This is a genomic window from Pseudoteredinibacter isoporae, from assembly GCF_040372805.1.
In the GTDB taxonomy this organism is placed as follows: domain Bacteria; phylum Pseudomonadota; class Gammaproteobacteria; order Pseudomonadales; family Cellvibrionaceae; genus Pseudoteredinibacter; species Pseudoteredinibacter isoporae_A.
On the sequence record NZ_BAABWJ010000001.1, the window covers coordinates 362,101 to 378,979 of the forward strand.

The 16,879-nt window shown below is 50.5% G+C and carries 15 protein-coding genes; 3 read left to right on the plus strand and 12 right to left on the minus strand.

All coding sequences use genetic code 11. From position 1 onward, the window contains the following. Nucleotides 1-57: 57 nt before the first annotated feature. From ABWW03_RS01680 to ABWW03_RS01695, 4 genes are read right to left on the minus strand one after another with little or no spacing between them, the layout of a single operon-like run. Complete coding sequence (locus ABWW03_RS01680; RefSeq protein WP_353405962.1) at nucleotides 58-750, minus strand: M48 family metallopeptidase; 693 nt, start codon at nucleotides 748-750, stop codon at nucleotides 58-60. 51 nt (nucleotides 751-801) lie between these two features. Beyond that, nucleotides 802-1,665, minus strand: coding sequence for an alpha/beta fold hydrolase (locus ABWW03_RS01685; RefSeq protein ID WP_353405963.1), 864 nt, complete (start codon nucleotides 1,663-1,665; stop codon nucleotides 802-804). A 24-nt stretch (nucleotides 1,666-1,689) separates the two neighbouring features. Continuing rightward, complete coding sequence (locus tag ABWW03_RS01690; RefSeq protein ID WP_353405964.1) at nucleotides 1,690-2,508, minus strand: spermidine synthase; 819 nt, start codon at nucleotides 2,506-2,508, stop codon at nucleotides 1,690-1,692. 5 nt (nucleotides 2,509-2,513) lie between these two features. Further along, nucleotides 2,514-3,521 (minus strand): LysR family transcriptional regulator, encoded by a 1,008-nt coding sequence (locus tag ABWW03_RS01695; protein ID WP_353405965.1) that lies wholly within the window; start codon nucleotides 3,519-3,521, stop codon nucleotides 2,514-2,516. 426 nt (nucleotides 3,522-3,947) lie between these two features. On the opposite strand from ABWW03_RS01695, the gene ABWW03_RS01700 reads away from it, so the two are divergent. From ABWW03_RS01700 to ABWW03_RS01710, 3 genes are all read left to right on the plus strand, one after another. Next, nucleotides 3,948-5,249: a DUF2252 family protein gene (locus tag ABWW03_RS01700; protein WP_353405967.1), complete on the plus strand. Its 1,302-nt coding sequence runs from the start codon at nucleotides 3,948-3,950 to the stop codon at nucleotides 5,247-5,249. 3 nt (nucleotides 5,250-5,252) lie between these two features. Further along, complete coding sequence (locus tag ABWW03_RS01705; protein ID WP_353405968.1) at nucleotides 5,253-7,115, plus strand: alkaline phosphatase D family protein; 1,863 nt, start codon at nucleotides 5,253-5,255, stop codon at nucleotides 7,113-7,115. Nucleotides 7,116-7,177: 62 nt separating this feature from the next. Beyond that, nucleotides 7,178-7,648, plus strand: a complete 471-nt coding sequence (locus ABWW03_RS01710; protein ID WP_353405970.1) for a hypothetical protein — start codon at nucleotides 7,178-7,180, stop codon at nucleotides 7,646-7,648. A 2-nt stretch (nucleotides 7,649-7,650) separates the two neighbouring features. On the opposite strand, the gene ABWW03_RS01715 is transcribed toward ABWW03_RS01710, so the two are convergent. The 8 genes from ABWW03_RS01715 to miaA form a co-directional block, all read right to left on the minus strand. Then, nucleotides 7,651-8,466, minus strand: coding sequence for a substrate-binding periplasmic protein (locus tag ABWW03_RS01715; protein ID WP_353405971.1), 816 nt, complete (start codon nucleotides 8,464-8,466; stop codon nucleotides 7,651-7,653). A 179-nt stretch (nucleotides 8,467-8,645) separates the two neighbouring features. Then, entirely contained in the window at nucleotides 8,646-9,938 is a 1,293-nt protein-coding gene (locus ABWW03_RS01720; protein ID WP_353405972.1) for an adenylosuccinate synthase, read from the minus strand. Nucleotides 9,939-9,975: 37 nt separating this feature from the next. After that, a complete protein-coding gene (locus ABWW03_RS01725) occupies nucleotides 9,976-11,172 on the minus strand; it encodes an ATP phosphoribosyltransferase regulatory subunit (protein ID WP_353405973.1) in 1,197 nt (398 codons plus the stop codon). Between the two features lie 362 nt (nucleotides 11,173-11,534). Next, on the minus strand, nucleotides 11,535-12,416 hold the full coding sequence (gene hflC / locus ABWW03_RS01730) for a protease modulator HflC (RefSeq protein ID WP_353405974.1): 882 nt from the start codon (nucleotides 12,414-12,416) through the stop codon (nucleotides 11,535-11,537). Next, nucleotides 12,416-13,570, minus strand: a complete 1,155-nt coding sequence (gene hflK, locus ABWW03_RS01735) for an FtsH protease activity modulator HflK (RefSeq protein ID WP_353405975.1) — start codon at nucleotides 13,568-13,570, stop codon at nucleotides 12,416-12,418. Before hflK ends, hflC begins: the two co-directional genes overlap by 1 nt. Nucleotides 13,571-13,715: 145 nt before the next feature. Continuing rightward, the gene (gene hflX / locus ABWW03_RS01740; protein ID WP_353405977.1) at nucleotides 13,716-15,029 is read right to left on the minus strand and encodes a ribosome rescue GTPase HflX; all 1,314 of its coding nucleotides are present in this window, start codon (nucleotides 15,027-15,029) and stop codon (nucleotides 13,716-13,718) included. Between the two features lie 16 nt (nucleotides 15,030-15,045). Beyond that, the gene (hfq, locus tag ABWW03_RS01745; protein ID WP_166850557.1) at nucleotides 15,046-15,297 is read right to left on the minus strand and encodes an RNA chaperone Hfq; all 252 of its coding nucleotides are present in this window, start codon (nucleotides 15,295-15,297) and stop codon (nucleotides 15,046-15,048) included. 141 nt (nucleotides 15,298-15,438) lie between these two features. Further along, nucleotides 15,439-16,437: a tRNA (adenosine(37)-N6)-dimethylallyltransferase MiaA gene (gene miaA / locus ABWW03_RS01750; protein WP_353407107.1), complete on the minus strand. Its 999-nt coding sequence runs from the start codon at nucleotides 16,435-16,437 to the stop codon at nucleotides 15,439-15,441. Nucleotides 16,438-16,879 lie beyond the last annotated feature (442 nt).

Sequence of the window (16,879 nt, forward strand, 5' to 3'; positions counted from 1 at the left end):
ACCGCGACCTCTCTTGCCTGTCTCAAGCCATTCCGCCAACAACCTTCCATTGCAGACCTAAAGAACCAGCAAATGCCCGTTCTGTTTTAACCACTCCTGCGCGTCTTCATAATCCGGCTCACATTGCTCAACCAAACGCCAAAACTGCGGACCGTGATTGAAATGACGCAGATGGCAAACTTCGTGAGCAACGAGATAATCAATCACCGATTCCGACGCCAGCAAAATCAACCAATTGAATTGCAATACACCTGTTGATGTGCAATGCCCCCAGCGACGCTTGTTTTTTCTGATTTTCACTTCACTGATGGACAGATTCAGACCAGCAGCCAAGCGCTCAGCTTTGTCTGTCAGCACCCGTTTGGCTTCCTTGCGATACCAGGCCTGAACCCGCTCAGCAATGTGCTCGACGCTGGCTTCAGGCGTATAAAGCTCATCGCCTATCCTCTGAGTGCTGCTGTGCCGTTGATGCACACGCAGACATAGGGAGCGCCCTCTCAACGGGAAATACTCACCATCGACATATCGGCGGTTGGGGATTTCTGCGAGCTGCGCGGTTTGTTCTTTCACCTTGCGTAAAATCCAACGTTGCTTCTGAAGAACAAACGCCTGGATCTCAGCCCGAGCCAAACGCAGAGGCGCACGAACAATCACCTGGCCATGCTCAATGGTAATCGCCAGGCTTTTGCGCTTGCTGCGAATAAGTTGGATACCGGCGACATCACCGACGCTTTCAGGAGGCTGATTCATGACCTTAGTTTAGCGTTTCTATGCGGATTTTTTAATGTTAAAACGACCCTCTTATTTTAAAAAATCGCGAATACGTTCTGCACATTCCAGAGGTCGTTCATGGGGGAGCATATGCCCGCATTCAGCCAAGCTGATTAGCTGATCCTGAGGTCTGAGTTTTTTCCAGCGGCGCCAGGATTTATCCATCAAAACGTCTGAATACTCGCCTCGCAGACCCAGTACCGGCAATTGCAGTTTAGGTAACTGTCGCCAGATATACGGCACCGAACTGTAGATGTGGGCTTCCCAGTCGCGACTAAAACGCAGACCAAACCCCTTATCCGTTTCCTTAATTCCAAAATGCCCGTAAGCCTCCATGGATACGTCGGTAAAGCGACAGAAAGCGCGCTTACCACGGTGAAAGTTCACCGCCTCCTCGCGAGTACTCCAATGATTCGGACGTCGTTTTGCTATCGCAGCCATAGGCACTGGCTTCTTGATCAAATGAGCGAGGCGCGACATGTACCAAAGTGGAGGCGCGACAAATACCGGGTCAATTAACACAATCTTGGAAAACAGATCCGGGCGCTTGATGGCCGCAAACATGGTTGTCACACCGCCAATTGAATGCCCCATGCCAACAACCGGACCACGCTTCTGCTTGTCGAGAAATTCGATCAGATCATCCGCATAATTATGCCAGGCCACACTGGATTCCGGCTCTGCCTGATCTTCCCAACAACCACGATGAGCCAAGCCGAAAATCGTGTTGTCTTCCGCCAAACGAGAGAATAAATCGGCATAACTTCCAAAAGGGAAGCCCGTGGCATGATAAAAATGAATGGTGTCTGCAGCATCTCGTTTAGCGCGTACTTCATGAAAATGCCCCTTGCCATGGATCATCTCACTTCGCTGCTCTTGAATTCTCTGATACATACCGCCACTCACCGTTTATTCTTGTCAGGGCAAGCGCCAAAGTTCCAACTCGCCAAATTCATCACACACATTGCTGTTGACCAGCCGCTCAATCTGAACCGGTATCGCGCTGGGCAAGGTTTTATTGAGCGTCTCTATCGCCAGCAGAAATTCGTCGTTACTACCCGCCAAAGGCTTACCTTTAAACGCCAGCATCACGACATTATCACAGCCCTCAACAGGCATCATCAGGAGCTTTTTCGAGAAGACACGGCGCAATATCAACGCTAACTGCAATAGAGATGAAGGCTCATTAATCGAAACATTCAATGCCAACACACCACGTTCATCGAGACATTCAAAACAGTTTTGAAAAAAAGCTTCCTCTCCCAGGCAGTCGGGCTGATCGGAGCCGGAAAATACATCCAAAACAATTAAATCAAACTGACGTTGACATTGGGGAATAAAATCATTGATATCTTCTTGCAAGATCTCAAGCCCAAGCTCACCAGATTCAGGCACAAAGTATTCATGGTAGGCATGAAGGATATCCGGGCAGAGTTCACAGCAGCTGAAATGGCTGGCCAGACCAGCCCCACGAAACTGTCGAATTAAATCTCCACCGCCAAGTCCGGCCATTAATACCGTGTTTGGGCGAGATAACAAAGCCACATTCAACCATTGCGCATGGGGCAAGCAAGCTCGATGGCGCTCCCTTAAATCCATTACGCTCTGCACATGGCCGTCCACCTGCAAATAACGGTAGCGATCGCTTTGCAGCACCTGAAGATCCCCAAAGCAACTGTCGCACTGCCACATCAACTCGGCATTTGCCGCTTTTAATTCATCCAGAATCCTATTCATAATTATCAGGAACGCGTCCAGCGCCCTCGTTGTCCTGTTCGACCGAAAGCTGAATATGGGTTGTCATCTTCTTCTAGTTCAACATTGAAAAGCTGCGACAGGCCGACAATCTTTTCAGCAAGCCAGTTGTGCAGGGGGGAATTCTCCGTGCGCTTATGAGCAACCAGCACATAATTGATCTGAATTTCCTGATGTGTCGGTAACGGCAAGCTCATTAGACCACCACCAAACTGCGCAAAGTCTGTCAGAAAGGGAGGCCCCATCATGATGCAATCCGTACGCCGCACTACCTCCATTGCCGTATATAGATGAGAGGTCTCAAAGACCTCTCGCACATCGTGTTCCAACTGATAAAAAACTTCACCAACTTGGTCTATCAGCTCCATCTCTTCAACATTGGGCATATACAGAGCCACTCGAGGAAATTGAATAATCGAATCCCAGTCAGGCTTGCGCTGGCGACGCAACGGATGCCCCTTGCGCACCAACAAAACAGGCTTGGTCGAACCCAGGTTTTGCAGATTGAACTCCGGTCGATAATGGCTGCGACGAACGTGGATGGCGAAATCCAGGCTCCCCTCCGTCAACTCATCCAACTGCCTCTCAACGCGGGACAGGGTCGTTACTCGCAGCAAAGGAGCCTCTTTCTGCAGAAGCTGCATCAAGGCTGGCAGCAAAACAACTCCCACATACTCCGATACCGCAATAGAGATTTCACCCTCGAAGGTCTTCGGGTCAAACTGCTGGCCCGCAGTGATCGACTGTACCTGGGCTAAGACCCCCTGTATCTGGGATTGCAGTTCCAGAGCCCTGGGCGTCGGCACCATACCGTGGGAGCTGCGGGTAAATAGGGGATCATCAAATAACTCACGCAGCCGCCCGAGTGTTTTACTCATGGCGGACTGGGTAATGAACAGGCGATCGGCTGCCCGCGAAACGTGCTTTTCTTCCAGCAGAACCTGAAAGGCAACCAGAAGGTTTAAGTCCATTCTGGCCAACTGACGTGTATCCATGGTGTATTTACATCGTTTTTATTAGTTATGAATTGAATTCATTATAGCTAGTAATCTAAACCATTGGAAACATATCAGCTCAATAACTAGACTACACACATCTTAAAGAACACGGCGAATTACTCGCCACCAACCCTAACTTAGCAGGAGATTAGACACATGTTGCAAGCAGCATTCGGTATTTATCTAGCCCTGTTGGCTTTCATCGCCGTACAGGATTTAACTAAGTAAGCTTGCGAGGCTTACTTAAGCAGTCAGTTTCATCATCGCTTCTTCTCTATTATTTAGAGATTTTTTTAGACCGCTAAGCCCCAATGGCCTAGCGGTTTTTTTATGTCTGTTCTTCAGTAAATCCCCAGCATACTGCCGTCACTCAATGGCTGATACACTCGTCTAAGCAATACAAATGCAGTAGATGGAGCCATCATGTCAGCGAGACCCGCCGAAATTCAAGAGTGTTTGGAACGCATAGACCAGCAACTGGGCATTCCTAAACATTACAAAATGAGCTCGAGCCCTTTTATCTTCTTCCGAGGTTCAGCGTCCCTGTTTTATCAAGATCTCGCTTCTGGTTTGCTGCAGGTACCAAAACCCCTGCAATCATTACCCCTGACCACGATTATGGGCGATTGCCACAGCTCCAACTTTGGCTTTCTGAGTGAAGAAGGGTCCCACAGTAGTGACATCATCTTCAGCCCCAATGATTTTGATGATGCCTGCATCGGCCATGCCAGCTGGGACCTATTGCGTTTCTGCTGCAGCTTGTTCCTATGCGCCGCACATTGCCAGGCCATCAGTCGGGGAGACATAGCGAGCGACGCAGGCCAAGGCAAAGCTTACGTCGACCAAAGTGGGGCTGAAGACGCCGCCTTCGCCTTTGTGAGCGCTTATGGCAAGGCCTGCAACAGTCAGGAGAAAGCAGGCTACCAAAGTGGACTCGATCAATTTCCCGAACAGCACTTCTTGTTTAAAAGCTTTAACAAAGCCAGACGACGGGCCGCGGGCGGTGAAGATTTCTACCGTAAAAGCGCCATTGCCAAATCCGTTGACTTGGACTCCTACCCCTTAACATTCGCCCGCCGAGCAGAACGTTTTGAACGACTCCATGAAGATGAATTCAGCACCCTTCATTTCGATCTATCCCCTTTTGTTGATGATTGCATTCTGGATATTGTCAAACGTCTCAATGCCGGAACCGGCTCAGTAAACATGGACCGCTACTATCTGCTCGTCGGCCCCAAAGACGCCGGTAAACATGAGCTGGAATTGTGCCACCTGGTCGAAGTTAAACATCAGCGAGAGGCGGCACCTATTTATTATTTTCCGGAACTGAGCCCTAACAATCGTCTGAACCCGGCCCACTTAACCGTCATGTGCCAACGGCGCATGCAGCGCTCACCCGATATGGTACTGGATGAAACCGAGTGGCGAGACGGTCATTGGCTCATCCGCTCAAGGCACCACGCCCGACTGGGTTTCGACCCGGAAGATATTGCTCTCGGGAAAAAAGCCACCAAAGGTGGATTCAAAGAGTACGCTGAGGCTTGCGGCACCGCCCTGGCCCTTGCCCACAGCCGAGGCGACAGACGTTCGCAACAATTTGAACAATCTGTGCGGCAATATCTCATTGGGCAGGAACACCATATTGTCAAAGCCGCCAAAGCCTATGCGGATCAGGTGAATGAAGACTGCCAGATTTTACAGCAATTACTGACGAACAAAGGATAAGTGATGCCAACACCGCGTGAGCTGCCCGATGTATTAGCGGGGCCCATTCTGCGTCATATTGATCAACACACATTTACCTTATGGCTGGCTACCCGCAAACCTTTGCAGGGGCAACTCCTGATAAGCGACGAGTACGAACAAGAGCAGCGTTTTGACATAGACGACAACATCTGCGACAGCATCCAGCTGGGCCAACATTGTTTTATCCATTTATTGCAGGTTGCGGTAGAGCTTAACAGTGAGCACGATTATTTTTATTGCCTGAGCGATCTGCACGAAGCCTGCGACGCGCCTTTATCCTATCCAGGCGACAGAGGTACGCGCTTTCGACGTAAAGCCGAGATCGACAGAATTTGGCACGGCTCCTGTCGCAAGCCCCACCACCCTCAACGTGATGCTATCGCCAGCATGGATGATCGCCTTGCCCAGATGAGCGACAGCGAAGAGCGTCCGGCTTTGCTCATGATGAGTGGGGATCAAATTTACGCCGATGATGTTGCTGGCCCAACCCTGGCCGCGATCCACCAGGTTATTGAACATTTTGGTTTATTTTGCGAGCGCTGGGAAGGCGCAATGGCAAACAGTCAGGACGCACTCCTGAATCACCCTTATTGTTATTACCAACGGGAAAAGCTCTTACCTCAGGATAAAAGCAATCAAGAAGTTAGCGACAGCTTTTTCCGGGGCGCACGCAAACCAATATTCACGTCAGCAGGTGCCCACAATCATTTGATCACCCTGGCCGAAAGCATCGCCATGTATTTGCTGTGCTGGTCACCGGGTTTATGGAAAGTCATTGACTGGCAAGAAGCTCGCAACCGAATTCCGGAGGAGTATCTCGAACGATACGACCGGGAAAAACAGACCTTGGATGGGTTTATTCGTGAACTACCCAAAGTTCAACGCGTATTGGCCAGTCTGCCCTGCTATATGATTTTTGATGATCATGACGTGACTGATGACTGGAATTTGACGCGTGGCTGGGAAGAAGCGGCCTATAACAATCCTCTCTCACGGCGCATTATCGGTAACACACTGATCGCCTACTGGCTGTGCCAGGGCTGGGGCAATCAACCGGAAACGCTTCAACCATTGCGTGACCGCACTCGGCATTGCTTCCAAGCAGACGGCATCGCTGAGCATGAGGCGCTTATTGATACTGTTCTGGATTGGGAACACTGGCATTACTGTATCGACACAAAACCGAAAGTGATTGTGCTGGACACGCGCACCCATCGCTGGCGCTCAGAAAGCAGCCCCGGAAAACCTTCAGGATTGATGGACTGGGAAAGCCTCAGCGAATTACAACAGGAACTGATCGGTGAAGAATCGGTCATCATGGTTTCACCGGCGCCCGTATTCGGGGTCAAGCTGATTGAAGTTATCCAACGAATGTTTACCTTCTTCGGCAAACCTTTATTGGTTGATGCCGAAAACTGGATGGCTCACCCCGGTGCGGCGAATGTCATGCTGAACATTTTTCTGCATGCGAAAACACCCCCCAATTTTATTATTCTCTCTGGCGATGTGCACTACTCCTTTGCTTACGACATCACTCTTCGCTTTCGTAAAAACAGCCCTCGCATTCTTCAGGCAACTGCCAGTGGCTTTAAGAACGCCTTCCCTGGGACCTTGTTGAGCTGGCTCGACCGGCTCAACCGTTTATTTTACGGATCGCGTTCGCCACTCAACTGGTTTACTCAACGACGCCGTATGCGCATACGCCACCGACGCCCCAACGATAAAAAAAGCCGTACGTTATACAATCAAGCTGGCTATGGCGAACTGCTTCTCGCTGACAACATTGAAGATGTTGAAGTCAAGGTGCACGCCAGCAACGGTGAAACGGTTACATTTTTTGATTAAGAAAATCAGTTTATCAAAAGAGGAATTCCCTTTAAGATTTAACGCCAACAGGAGGGGCAAACATGTATCAGAATCGACCAGCCATGGCCATAGGTACATTGGCAATACTGACCATCATCTTTATCGCATTGATTATGCTGGCCTTTTGGGCCTGGCCAAAGTACAACGTATACAAGCAGGAACTCAATGGCCAAGCAGCGCTGAAAGAAGCCGAATGGTCGAAGCAAATACTGATTGAAGAAGCCAAGGCGCGTGAACAAGCTGCATTAATGCAGGCGAAAGCACGTGTGACACTGGCTGAAGCTGAGGGAAAAGCAAAAATTGCTCGCGCCAAAGCAGAAGGTCTTGCCGATATTGAACGTGCGAAGGCCGCTGCGGAAGCTAATCGTATTATTGGCGAGTCCTTGAAAAACAATGAGGAATATCTGCGCTATATATGGATCAAGGGATTGCAGGATGGCAAAGGCGAGCGCATATACATCCCCACCGAGGCTGGCCTGCCAATTCTAGAGGCAGGACAAGCCCGAAAATAACTCTAGAGACGAGCACCTTCACCATAATAGTGCTTCAGTAAACGTTGGTAGTCGGCGCTGGAATAAAATTCTTTCAGCGCTGCTTCCATCTTACTTTTTAACCGCTGATGTCCACGTTTCTTTGAAAACACAATATAAGTTGGCCATTCAAGTACGGTACCGTCTTCGCCATCTGAAAAATTGACTGCGACCACCTTCTCACTCACACCCATTTTCTTCAGGGCCCAAGCAACCCGAATCGCATCGCCAGCAATCACATCGACACGCCCCTGCAAAAGCATTTTTACATTACTCTCGGTGTCATTAGAAATCGTATTACTGGAAAAACGCTGATCAATTGCCTCGCGCAAAATACCGTGACCATATAAACAACCACGCTCGGTTCCGATACGGTATCGTCCCGCCTGCTGATAATTCGAGGCCAACTCAACAGCACGTGACTTCAAACGATACAAACGATAGCGCTCCACAATGATCGGCGTAGTCATATAGTCTCCCCAGCGTTCACGCGCTTTATCGACGCCCGACATAAAAACAAAATCGCTGGTACCATCTTCGGCCCAACGCAGGGCGCGCTTCCAGGGTTGAATACGAATATCAATGGGAGCCAGGCGAACTCGCTCTTCAAGCTCCCGGATAATATCGACAGCCAAGCCCTTGAGCTGCCCATGTTCTTTATAGACATAGGGAGGCACCAAAGTCGTACTGGCGATAAGAGTATTGGCGTAAGAGACAGAAGGTGTTGTCGAGACTGGATTGGCCAAGCAGTCTAATGCAAACCAGTTAATCAGCAGAAAGAAAACAGCAGCTTTATACATCGTAATACTCGCCACTTCTTGTTGAATTTAATTATTGTTGAAGCATGATTAAAGCCCTATCAAAGGTCAAATACCATGACCAATTTAAGTGAGAAAGCGGTTCAAAAGCGGACCAACGGAATCCAGTAGGCACAAAAAAGCCGGACATAAAATCCGGCTTTTTTGAAACCGCGAATCGCTTAGGCGAAGGGCTGTCGCAGAATAATGGTTTCTACGCGATCCGGACCGGTTGAAACGATATCCACAGGCGCACCGACCAGCTCTTCAAGTCGGGCAATGTAATCCCGGGCCGCTTGAGGGAGTGCGTCAATGGATTGGGCACCCACCGTGGAATCGGTCCAGCCAGGCATCTCTTCGTAAACGGGTTGCACATCTTCCCAACCTTCGGAATCGAAAGGAACGGAAATCGCATTGCCTTCTTTATCCTGATAGCCGACACAAATTTTCACGCACTCAAGACCATCCAATACATCCAGCTTGGTCAGGCACAAGCCTGAGATGGAATTAATACGAATGGCATGCTTAACGGCTACCGCATCGAACCAGCCGGTACGACGCTCGCGACCGGTAGTGGCACCAAATTCGTGGCCAACGACACCGAGGTGTTTACCCACTTCACAAGACAACTCGGTCGGGAACGGACCGGAACCTACACGAGTGGTGTAAGCCTTGGTAATGCCCAACACATAATCCAGATACAGCGGGCCAAAACCGGAACCGGTTGCCGTGCCACCGGCGGTTGTGTTGGAAGACGTTACAAACGGATAGGTACCGTGATCGATGTCGAGCAACGAACCCTGGGCACCTTCAAACAGAATATTTTCACCCGTTTCGCGGGCGTTGTGCAGCATATCGGTCACATCGGCAACCAATGGGCGCAGCTCTTCGCCCCAGGCCAAAGCATCTGCCAGCACTTTATCGTAATCCAGTGGTTCAGCTTTATAGTAATGCTCGATCGCAAAGTTATGGTATTCCAGCACGTCTTTCAGCTTTGTCGCAAAGCGCTCTGGATTCATTAAATCACCCAGTCGAAGACCACGGCGAGCAACTTTATCTTCATAGGCCGGACCAATACCGCGACCTGTCGTACCGATCTTCTTACTGCCACGGGCCGCTTCGCGAGCCTGATCCAGAGAAACATGGTAAGGCAGAATCAGCGGGCAGGACGGGGACAGACGCAGACGCTCGCGAACCGGTACACCTTTGGCTTCCAGCTCAGCCATTTCCTTCAATAACGCGTCGGGCGCCAACACCACACCGTTGCCGATCATGCAGGTCACACCATCGCGAAGGATGCCCGAGGGGATCAGGTGTAAAACCGTTTTTTCACCTTCGATCACCAGAGTATGGCCAGCATTGTGTCCGCCTTGGAAACGAGCCACCAGAGAAACTTGATCGGTGAGCAGATCTACGATCTTGCCCTTACCCTCGTCGCCCCACTGGGTGCCTAAAATAACTACGTTCTTGCCCATGTTTTCACGCTCTTAAACTGAATAAAGCTTTACTGGCTTAGCGCCATTCAACGACTTGGTAGTCGCCATTAATTAACTGCAACTGGCGATCACAAGCCAGCTCTTCCTGAATGGCTGGCTGATCCGCCAAACCACAAACAACTCTTTCGCCCTTCGCACGCAGGTCTCGTATCACTTGCCATTGCTCGGGATCATCACTCGATGCAGCATAAATGCCACGCTTGAGGACAGGGCCATCGGAGATCAACTGAGCCAACTTGGTCACATCCACCGCAAAGCCTGTTGCCGGACGCGCTCGACCAAACACTTCACCAATATGGTCATAACGGCCGCCATTTGCGATAGCCTGGCCAATGCCATCGGCATAGGCTGCGAAAATCAAACCGGTGTGGTAGTTGTAGCCACGCACCTCGGAGAGGTCAAAATACATCTGCGTACAGGGGTAACGCTGCTCGATCACTCCAGCAATAGCCTCCAGCTCATCCAGAGCGGCCAGAGCATCCTCGGACACACCGTTAAACCATTGACGGGCTTTATCGAGAACCGTCTTGTCGCCTGCCAAACGCGGCATCTGTTGGAGTAGGTCAACAAATTCAGCAGACAAGGACAGGCTTTCCAGCCATTGCTCCAGTTCTGAAATCGCTTTGTGTTGCAGCAGCTCAAAAAAGGTCTCTTGCTCCTCGGTACTCAAACCGGCAGCTTCGGCTACCGCGCGGTAAATACCAACGTGACCCAGGTCGATATTGGCGGTTTCGAGCCCTGCCAGCTGCAAGGTTTCCAACATCAGGGAAACCACTTCAATATCGGCATCCAATCCCGCTTCCCCAAACAGCTCCACACCCGCCTGAATCGGAGAGCGAGTAGCCAGTGGGCCCTTCGGTTTGGTATGCAGCACATGTCCGGCATAGCACAGGCGATTAGGTCCCTGGCGACGAAAGCTGTGCGCGTCCATACGGGCAGTCTGCGGTGTAATATCCGCTCGAATGCCCAAGGTACGCCCACTCAACTGATCGGTCATTTTAAAGGTCAGCAGATCGAGGTCATGCCCCAAGCCAATCAGCAGGGAATCGGTGTATTCAATCAATGGGGGAATAACCTGGTCGTATCCCCAGCTGCGATAGGTATCGATCAAACGGCGACGTAAGGCTTCAATTTTTGCCGCCTCGGCGGGCAGCATTTCTTCCACGCCATCGGGCAATAACCAGCGGTCGACATTAGCCGGGCCAGTGCTCATGGTGACAATCCTTCACGTTTAATTAATCAGGTACATTGAGGCCTGCCAAATCACGCGGCAGACCTGCTACACGAATGTGTGAATCGTTCACCTGTGCCTTTGTACGACCAGGCGGCGCTTTCGGTGGGAGTACAGAAACGGGATCACCCTTTCTAGCACGGTTAAGCAGATACAGGGCCTGGCCCCAATCCTCCCACATGCGAACGTTCTCTTCACTGGGCTCATGCCCAAACACAACAAGGCCGAAGCCCACACACAAAAAAACCGGAGCTAGCCCCGGTTTTTCTGATTTTACCATTTTCTTCACGGTGGAAAACAGCCCCTAAAGGCCATTTCCTGCCGGTCAACGGTGTATTTCAGGTCTACTTGTCAGATTTACCTTTGGAATCATTCAAGTAGCGGAAGAAATCGCTGTTGGGATCCACCAACAACATGTCTTCACGACCTTTAAAAGAGTTCTTATAAGCATTCAAACTGCGCACAAAAGAGTAGAACTCAGGATCACGATTGTATGCATCCGCATAAATACCAGCAGCCTCAGCGTCGCCATCACCACGAATCAATTCAGACTCACGATAGGCTTCAGCTTCGAGTACGGCCTTCTGACGATCCGCATCGGCACGAATAACTTCAGCCTGCTCACGACCCTTTGCTCGATAATCGCGAGCTTCTTTCTCACGCTCTGAGGTCATACGGTCATAGACCGAGCCACTGACATCATCAGGTAGATCAATCTTCTTGACCCGCACATCGACCAATTCAACACCAATTTCTTTTTTGGTGATTTCGGTGAGATTACGCGTCAGGTCCGCCATCAGCTCATCACGCTCACCACTGACCACCTCCTGCAAAGAACGGCCACCAAACTGGTTACGCAAACCTTCGTTTACACGCTGGCTCAGAAGGCGTACCGCAGTGCGCTCTTCACCTGAGGTTGCTTGATAGTAAATACCCACATCGGTGATACGCCATTTGGCAAAAGAGTCCACCATCAAGGCTTTTTTCTCAATCGTAAAAATCCGCTCTGGCGGTGAATCCAAAGTTAGAACCCGGCCATCAAAACGACGAATATTGTTCACGAAAGGAATTTTAAAGCCCAAACCTGGCTGCAAGTCATCCTTTTCGATCGCACCAAAGCGCAGCATTACCGCACGCTCAGTCTCATTGATGATGTATAAGCTGCTGGACCCAACCAACAGCAATACGCCCATTAGCAATAGGCCAAATAAGGTTTTAGTCGTCATTAGCGTACCTCCCGGCGACGATTGGCGGCTGCGTCACGACGCAACTCGTCAATTACTCGACTCTTAATATCGCGAACGACATCCGGCGAAACTACCTGACTGGACGGATAGCTGGTACCGGGCCTGGCGATCTTATCCAGTGGTAAATACAACATATTGTTACCGCCTTCGACATCGATCATCACCTTGGAAGAACGGGACATTACCTGCTCCACAGCATCCAGATACATCCGTTCGCGAGTCACTTCAGGGGCCTTCTGATATTCCACCAGCAAGTCGGTAAAGCGCTCAGCCTCACCCTTAGCACGACTGACCACTTCGGCCTGATAGGCATTTGCTTCTTCGACCATACGCTGTGCTTTACCACGCGCTTCCGGAATAATGCCGTTGGCGTAAGCCTGGGCTTCGTTCTCAGTCCGGGTCTTATCCTCACGGGCCTTGATCACATCATCGAAGGCATCCTGGACTTCACGTGGAGGCTCTACGCCCTCCATGTTCACTTTGCTCACCAAAATACCGGTCTGGTAGTTATCCAGATATTCCTGCAAGCGTAATTGCACGTCTTGCGCGATTTTCTCTCGCCCAACCGTCAAAACGTCATCCATTCGAGAGGAACCAACAACATGACGCAAAGCAGAGTCTGTCGCCTGAACCAAGGTGCCATCAGGGTTGCGAACGCGAAGTGTGTAATCCACCGGATTGGCAATGTTGTATTGCACAGACAGGTCAACCTGAACGATATTCTCATCCTTGGTCAACATAGAGGACTGTGCCGAATGAACACGCTGCTTGGTGACATTAACGATCAAAACTTGATCAATCAGCGCAGGCGCAAATTTCAAACCAGGCTCAAGAGTGCGATTGTATTCACCCAAGCGAAGCACAACACCGCGCTCCTGCTCATCGATCTGATAGAAACTCTGGACGATGTAAAACACACCCAAAACAATAAAGATCAACATGAACGGAAGGCCAGAACCCTTGCTGCCGGAGTTCTTACCGCCACCATTGCCAAACAGGTTATCTAGGCGATCCTGAACCTTTTTGAACACCTCATCCAAATCTGGCGGGCCTTCATTATTATTGCCACCGCCGCGGTTTCCACCACCGCCCCATGGGTCTTTATTGTTTCCACCCGGCTCATTCCAGGCCATAGATTTTCTCCAGTCAAAAGGCAGCAGTACTACCCGTGAATTGTTATAAATCAATATAAGGCTGATGCGCTATTTTACAAGCAAACTTACGCAACTTAATAGCCAAGCCAACAGGCATTTTAAGGCAACCAGCGCACGAAACGCCTTAATGCTTGGCGTCGCCAATGTGGGGCACATCCGCCTCTTTCAGCTTTTCCGACGCCAGAATTCGCCGGAAATCACTGCGAGGCAACCGTAACTCAAGGCGCATGTCCCCAACTTCGTCATAACTTTCATTGATAACGGCGTTGTTTGCATAAAAACGAGAGCGCAAACGACCACTCGCCGCTTGCTCGACGCCTGCCATAGAAAACACATCGTGAATCATGTCTCGCCCGACGCGCTCGGCAATGGCTTGCCGTAATAAATCCACACCCTCACCACTGTGGGCCGACAACCAAACCGCCACGGGTCGATTTTGATCATCTCGATCAATTCTCGGTTCTAACCCCAGCAGATCGATTTTATTCATGATGTTCAGTGCCGGAATATCACCCGCACCAATTTCATCCAGCACTTCAGTCACGGCTTCAATATTACGATCCCGCTCTTCGGCTGCAGCATCGATTACGTGCAATAACAAATCGGCATTGGACGCCTCTTCCAAGGTGGCGCGAAATGCTTCAACCAATTTATGCGGGAGATGTGAAATAAACCCGACCGTATCGGCCAGCACGGCACCGCCAACACCATCGAGCTCAACCCGGCGCATTGTCGGGTCAAGCGTCGCAAAAAGTTGGTCCTGAGCATACACTCCAGCCTCAGTGATGATATTGAACAAGGAGGACTTGCCGGCATTGGTGTACCCCACCAATGACAGGGTCGGCAGGTCGGCACGCTGCCGAGACCGTCGCCCCTGATCACGCTGCTTGCGCACTTTTTCCAGCCGCTTTTCAATCGTGCTGATGCGTCCGCGCAACAGGCGGCGGTCGCTTTCCAACTGGGTTTCACCCGGGCCACGCAGACCAATACCGCCTTTTTGCCGCTCAAGGTGCGTCCAACCGCGAATCAGGCGGGTAGACATATGGCGCAGCTGAGCCAACTCAACTTGCAATTTACCTTCATGGGTACGGGCACGCTGGGCAAAAATATCCAGAATCAATCCAGTGCGATCCAGAACCCGGCATTCGAGCTCTTTTTCCAGATTGCGTTCCTGGCTGGGGCTCAACACATGGTTGAAAATAACCAGTTGGGCACCGTGCAGCTGCACCGTCTGCTTGAGTTCCTCAAGCTTGCCGCTGCCAATAAAGTAATTAGGGGTGGGACTGTGACGATGCCCGGTCATAAAAGCGACGGGGTCTCCACCGGCCGAGAGCACAAGCTCTTCGAATTCGCGGGGATCGTCTGAATCTTCACTGCGAGAGAGATCCAGGTGAACCAAAACCGCCAGTTCACCCGAATCAGGTCGATCAAAAAACAAGGTTACCCTCTATTGATTAACCTTCTTCGCCTTCACCTGCTGCTGGATTCAACATAGGTACACGTACAGGGCGAGAAGGAACAACCGTAGAAATTGCGTGTTTATAAACCATTTGGCTAACAGTGTTTTTCAACAGCACCACGAACTGGTCGAATGACTCAACCTGGCCCTGAAGCTTAATACCGTTTACCAAATAAATGGACACTGGAATGCGCTCTTTACGTAGCACATTCAGGTAAGGGTCTTGTAGGCTATGCCCCTTTGACATTGTTATTCTCCTTAAAAATAAGCAAAAAAACTTCCTGCAAAAACACTCTCTAGAGCCAAATATAGCTGGGGACGACTCTGAAGAGGCAGAAACAAGCGTAATAAAGGGCTCAAATGAGGCCTTTTACAACTGACCTACCTATTATATGTCGTTTCGGCCAATAAATCCCATCGCTTGGGAGATAATTTCATCTTCCGGTAATATTTGCCCATTTTCTTTGTCAATGTAGACCCAATTTAGTTCAGACCACCCTCTCAACCAGGTTAACTGGCGCTTGGCCAGTTGGCGTGTCGCCACAATAGCTTTTTCAACAGCCTCATCCAAACCCAATTCACCATCGAGATGTTGCCAGATCTGGCGATACCCAACCGCTCGTACGGAAGGCAGGGCAACATGCAAATCTGGACGACAATGCATGGCTTTCACTTCTTCCAGCAAACCCTGATCAATCATGGCGTGGTAGCGTTGTTCAATACGGCGGTGCAATAAGGCTCGATCATGGGGAGCAATGGCCATTTGCAGAACACAATAGCGATCCGCAAAACCCTCACGTCTCTCGGCTTGCTGCTGACGACGCAATTCCGTCATGGTTCGCCCACTGGAGCGATACACCTCCAGGGCCCGACTTAATCGCTGGGAGTGATTAGGGTGGATCGCAGCCGCGCTGTCAGGATCAACCTTGGCCAACTCGGCATGGACAGCCGGCCAACCGTCCTTTTCCGCCAGTTGCTCAATCCCCAACCGAATGCTCGGGTCCGCCGCCGGCATATCAGCCATGCCGTCCAAGAGCGCCTTGAAATAGAGCATGGTGCCACCGACCAGCAAAGGGGTGTTACCCCGAGCCAGAATGCCGTCGACTAATGCTTCCGCATCGCTTTTGAAATCGGCTGCACTGTAGGGCTCAGCAGGATCTCGAACGTCGATCAGATGATGAGGGACCTGTGCCAACTCCTCGGCATTGGGCTTGGCCGAGCCGATATCCATGCCCCGGTAAACCAGCGCCGAATCGACGCTGATGATTTCAACAGGGAGGCGTTTGGCAATCTCGAGGGCCAGGGCAGTTTTGCCCGACGCCGTCGGGCCAAGCAGGAATATTACGTTAGGCAGCTCACGCTCGCCTGTGGATGTCGATACAGTCATGTCCGCAGTATAACGATGATTCAAAAGATTCTCTCGGGCATATTTATTTGTGCAAATACTGGACACCTAAAACTTAATAACCAGATAACTTGAGCCAAAAATCCCACAGTAAGCATGACAAGCTTTCCAATTTTGAACAGTTCCCCATAAATTAGTTTGTTATTCAGGGATAATCGGCCCTTCTGGCTTCAAGCATTGAAAAAAGCCATTAACATTGAGCTAGGTTTTACGATAAACAACACGGATGCCTTTATTCGAGACTATGCTTATTTGGGTGGCAGAGAAGTTCTATAGAAGGATAGGGATAAACTGGATGTTTTTGTCACCAGGCCTTCCTCCCACACCCAAGCACAGGCGACCAGACTGCGATTCCACATCATCGGTAACAATGTGCCCCTACCTACGCATGGCGACAGAAAGGCAGCAGCAAGAACATAAGGCG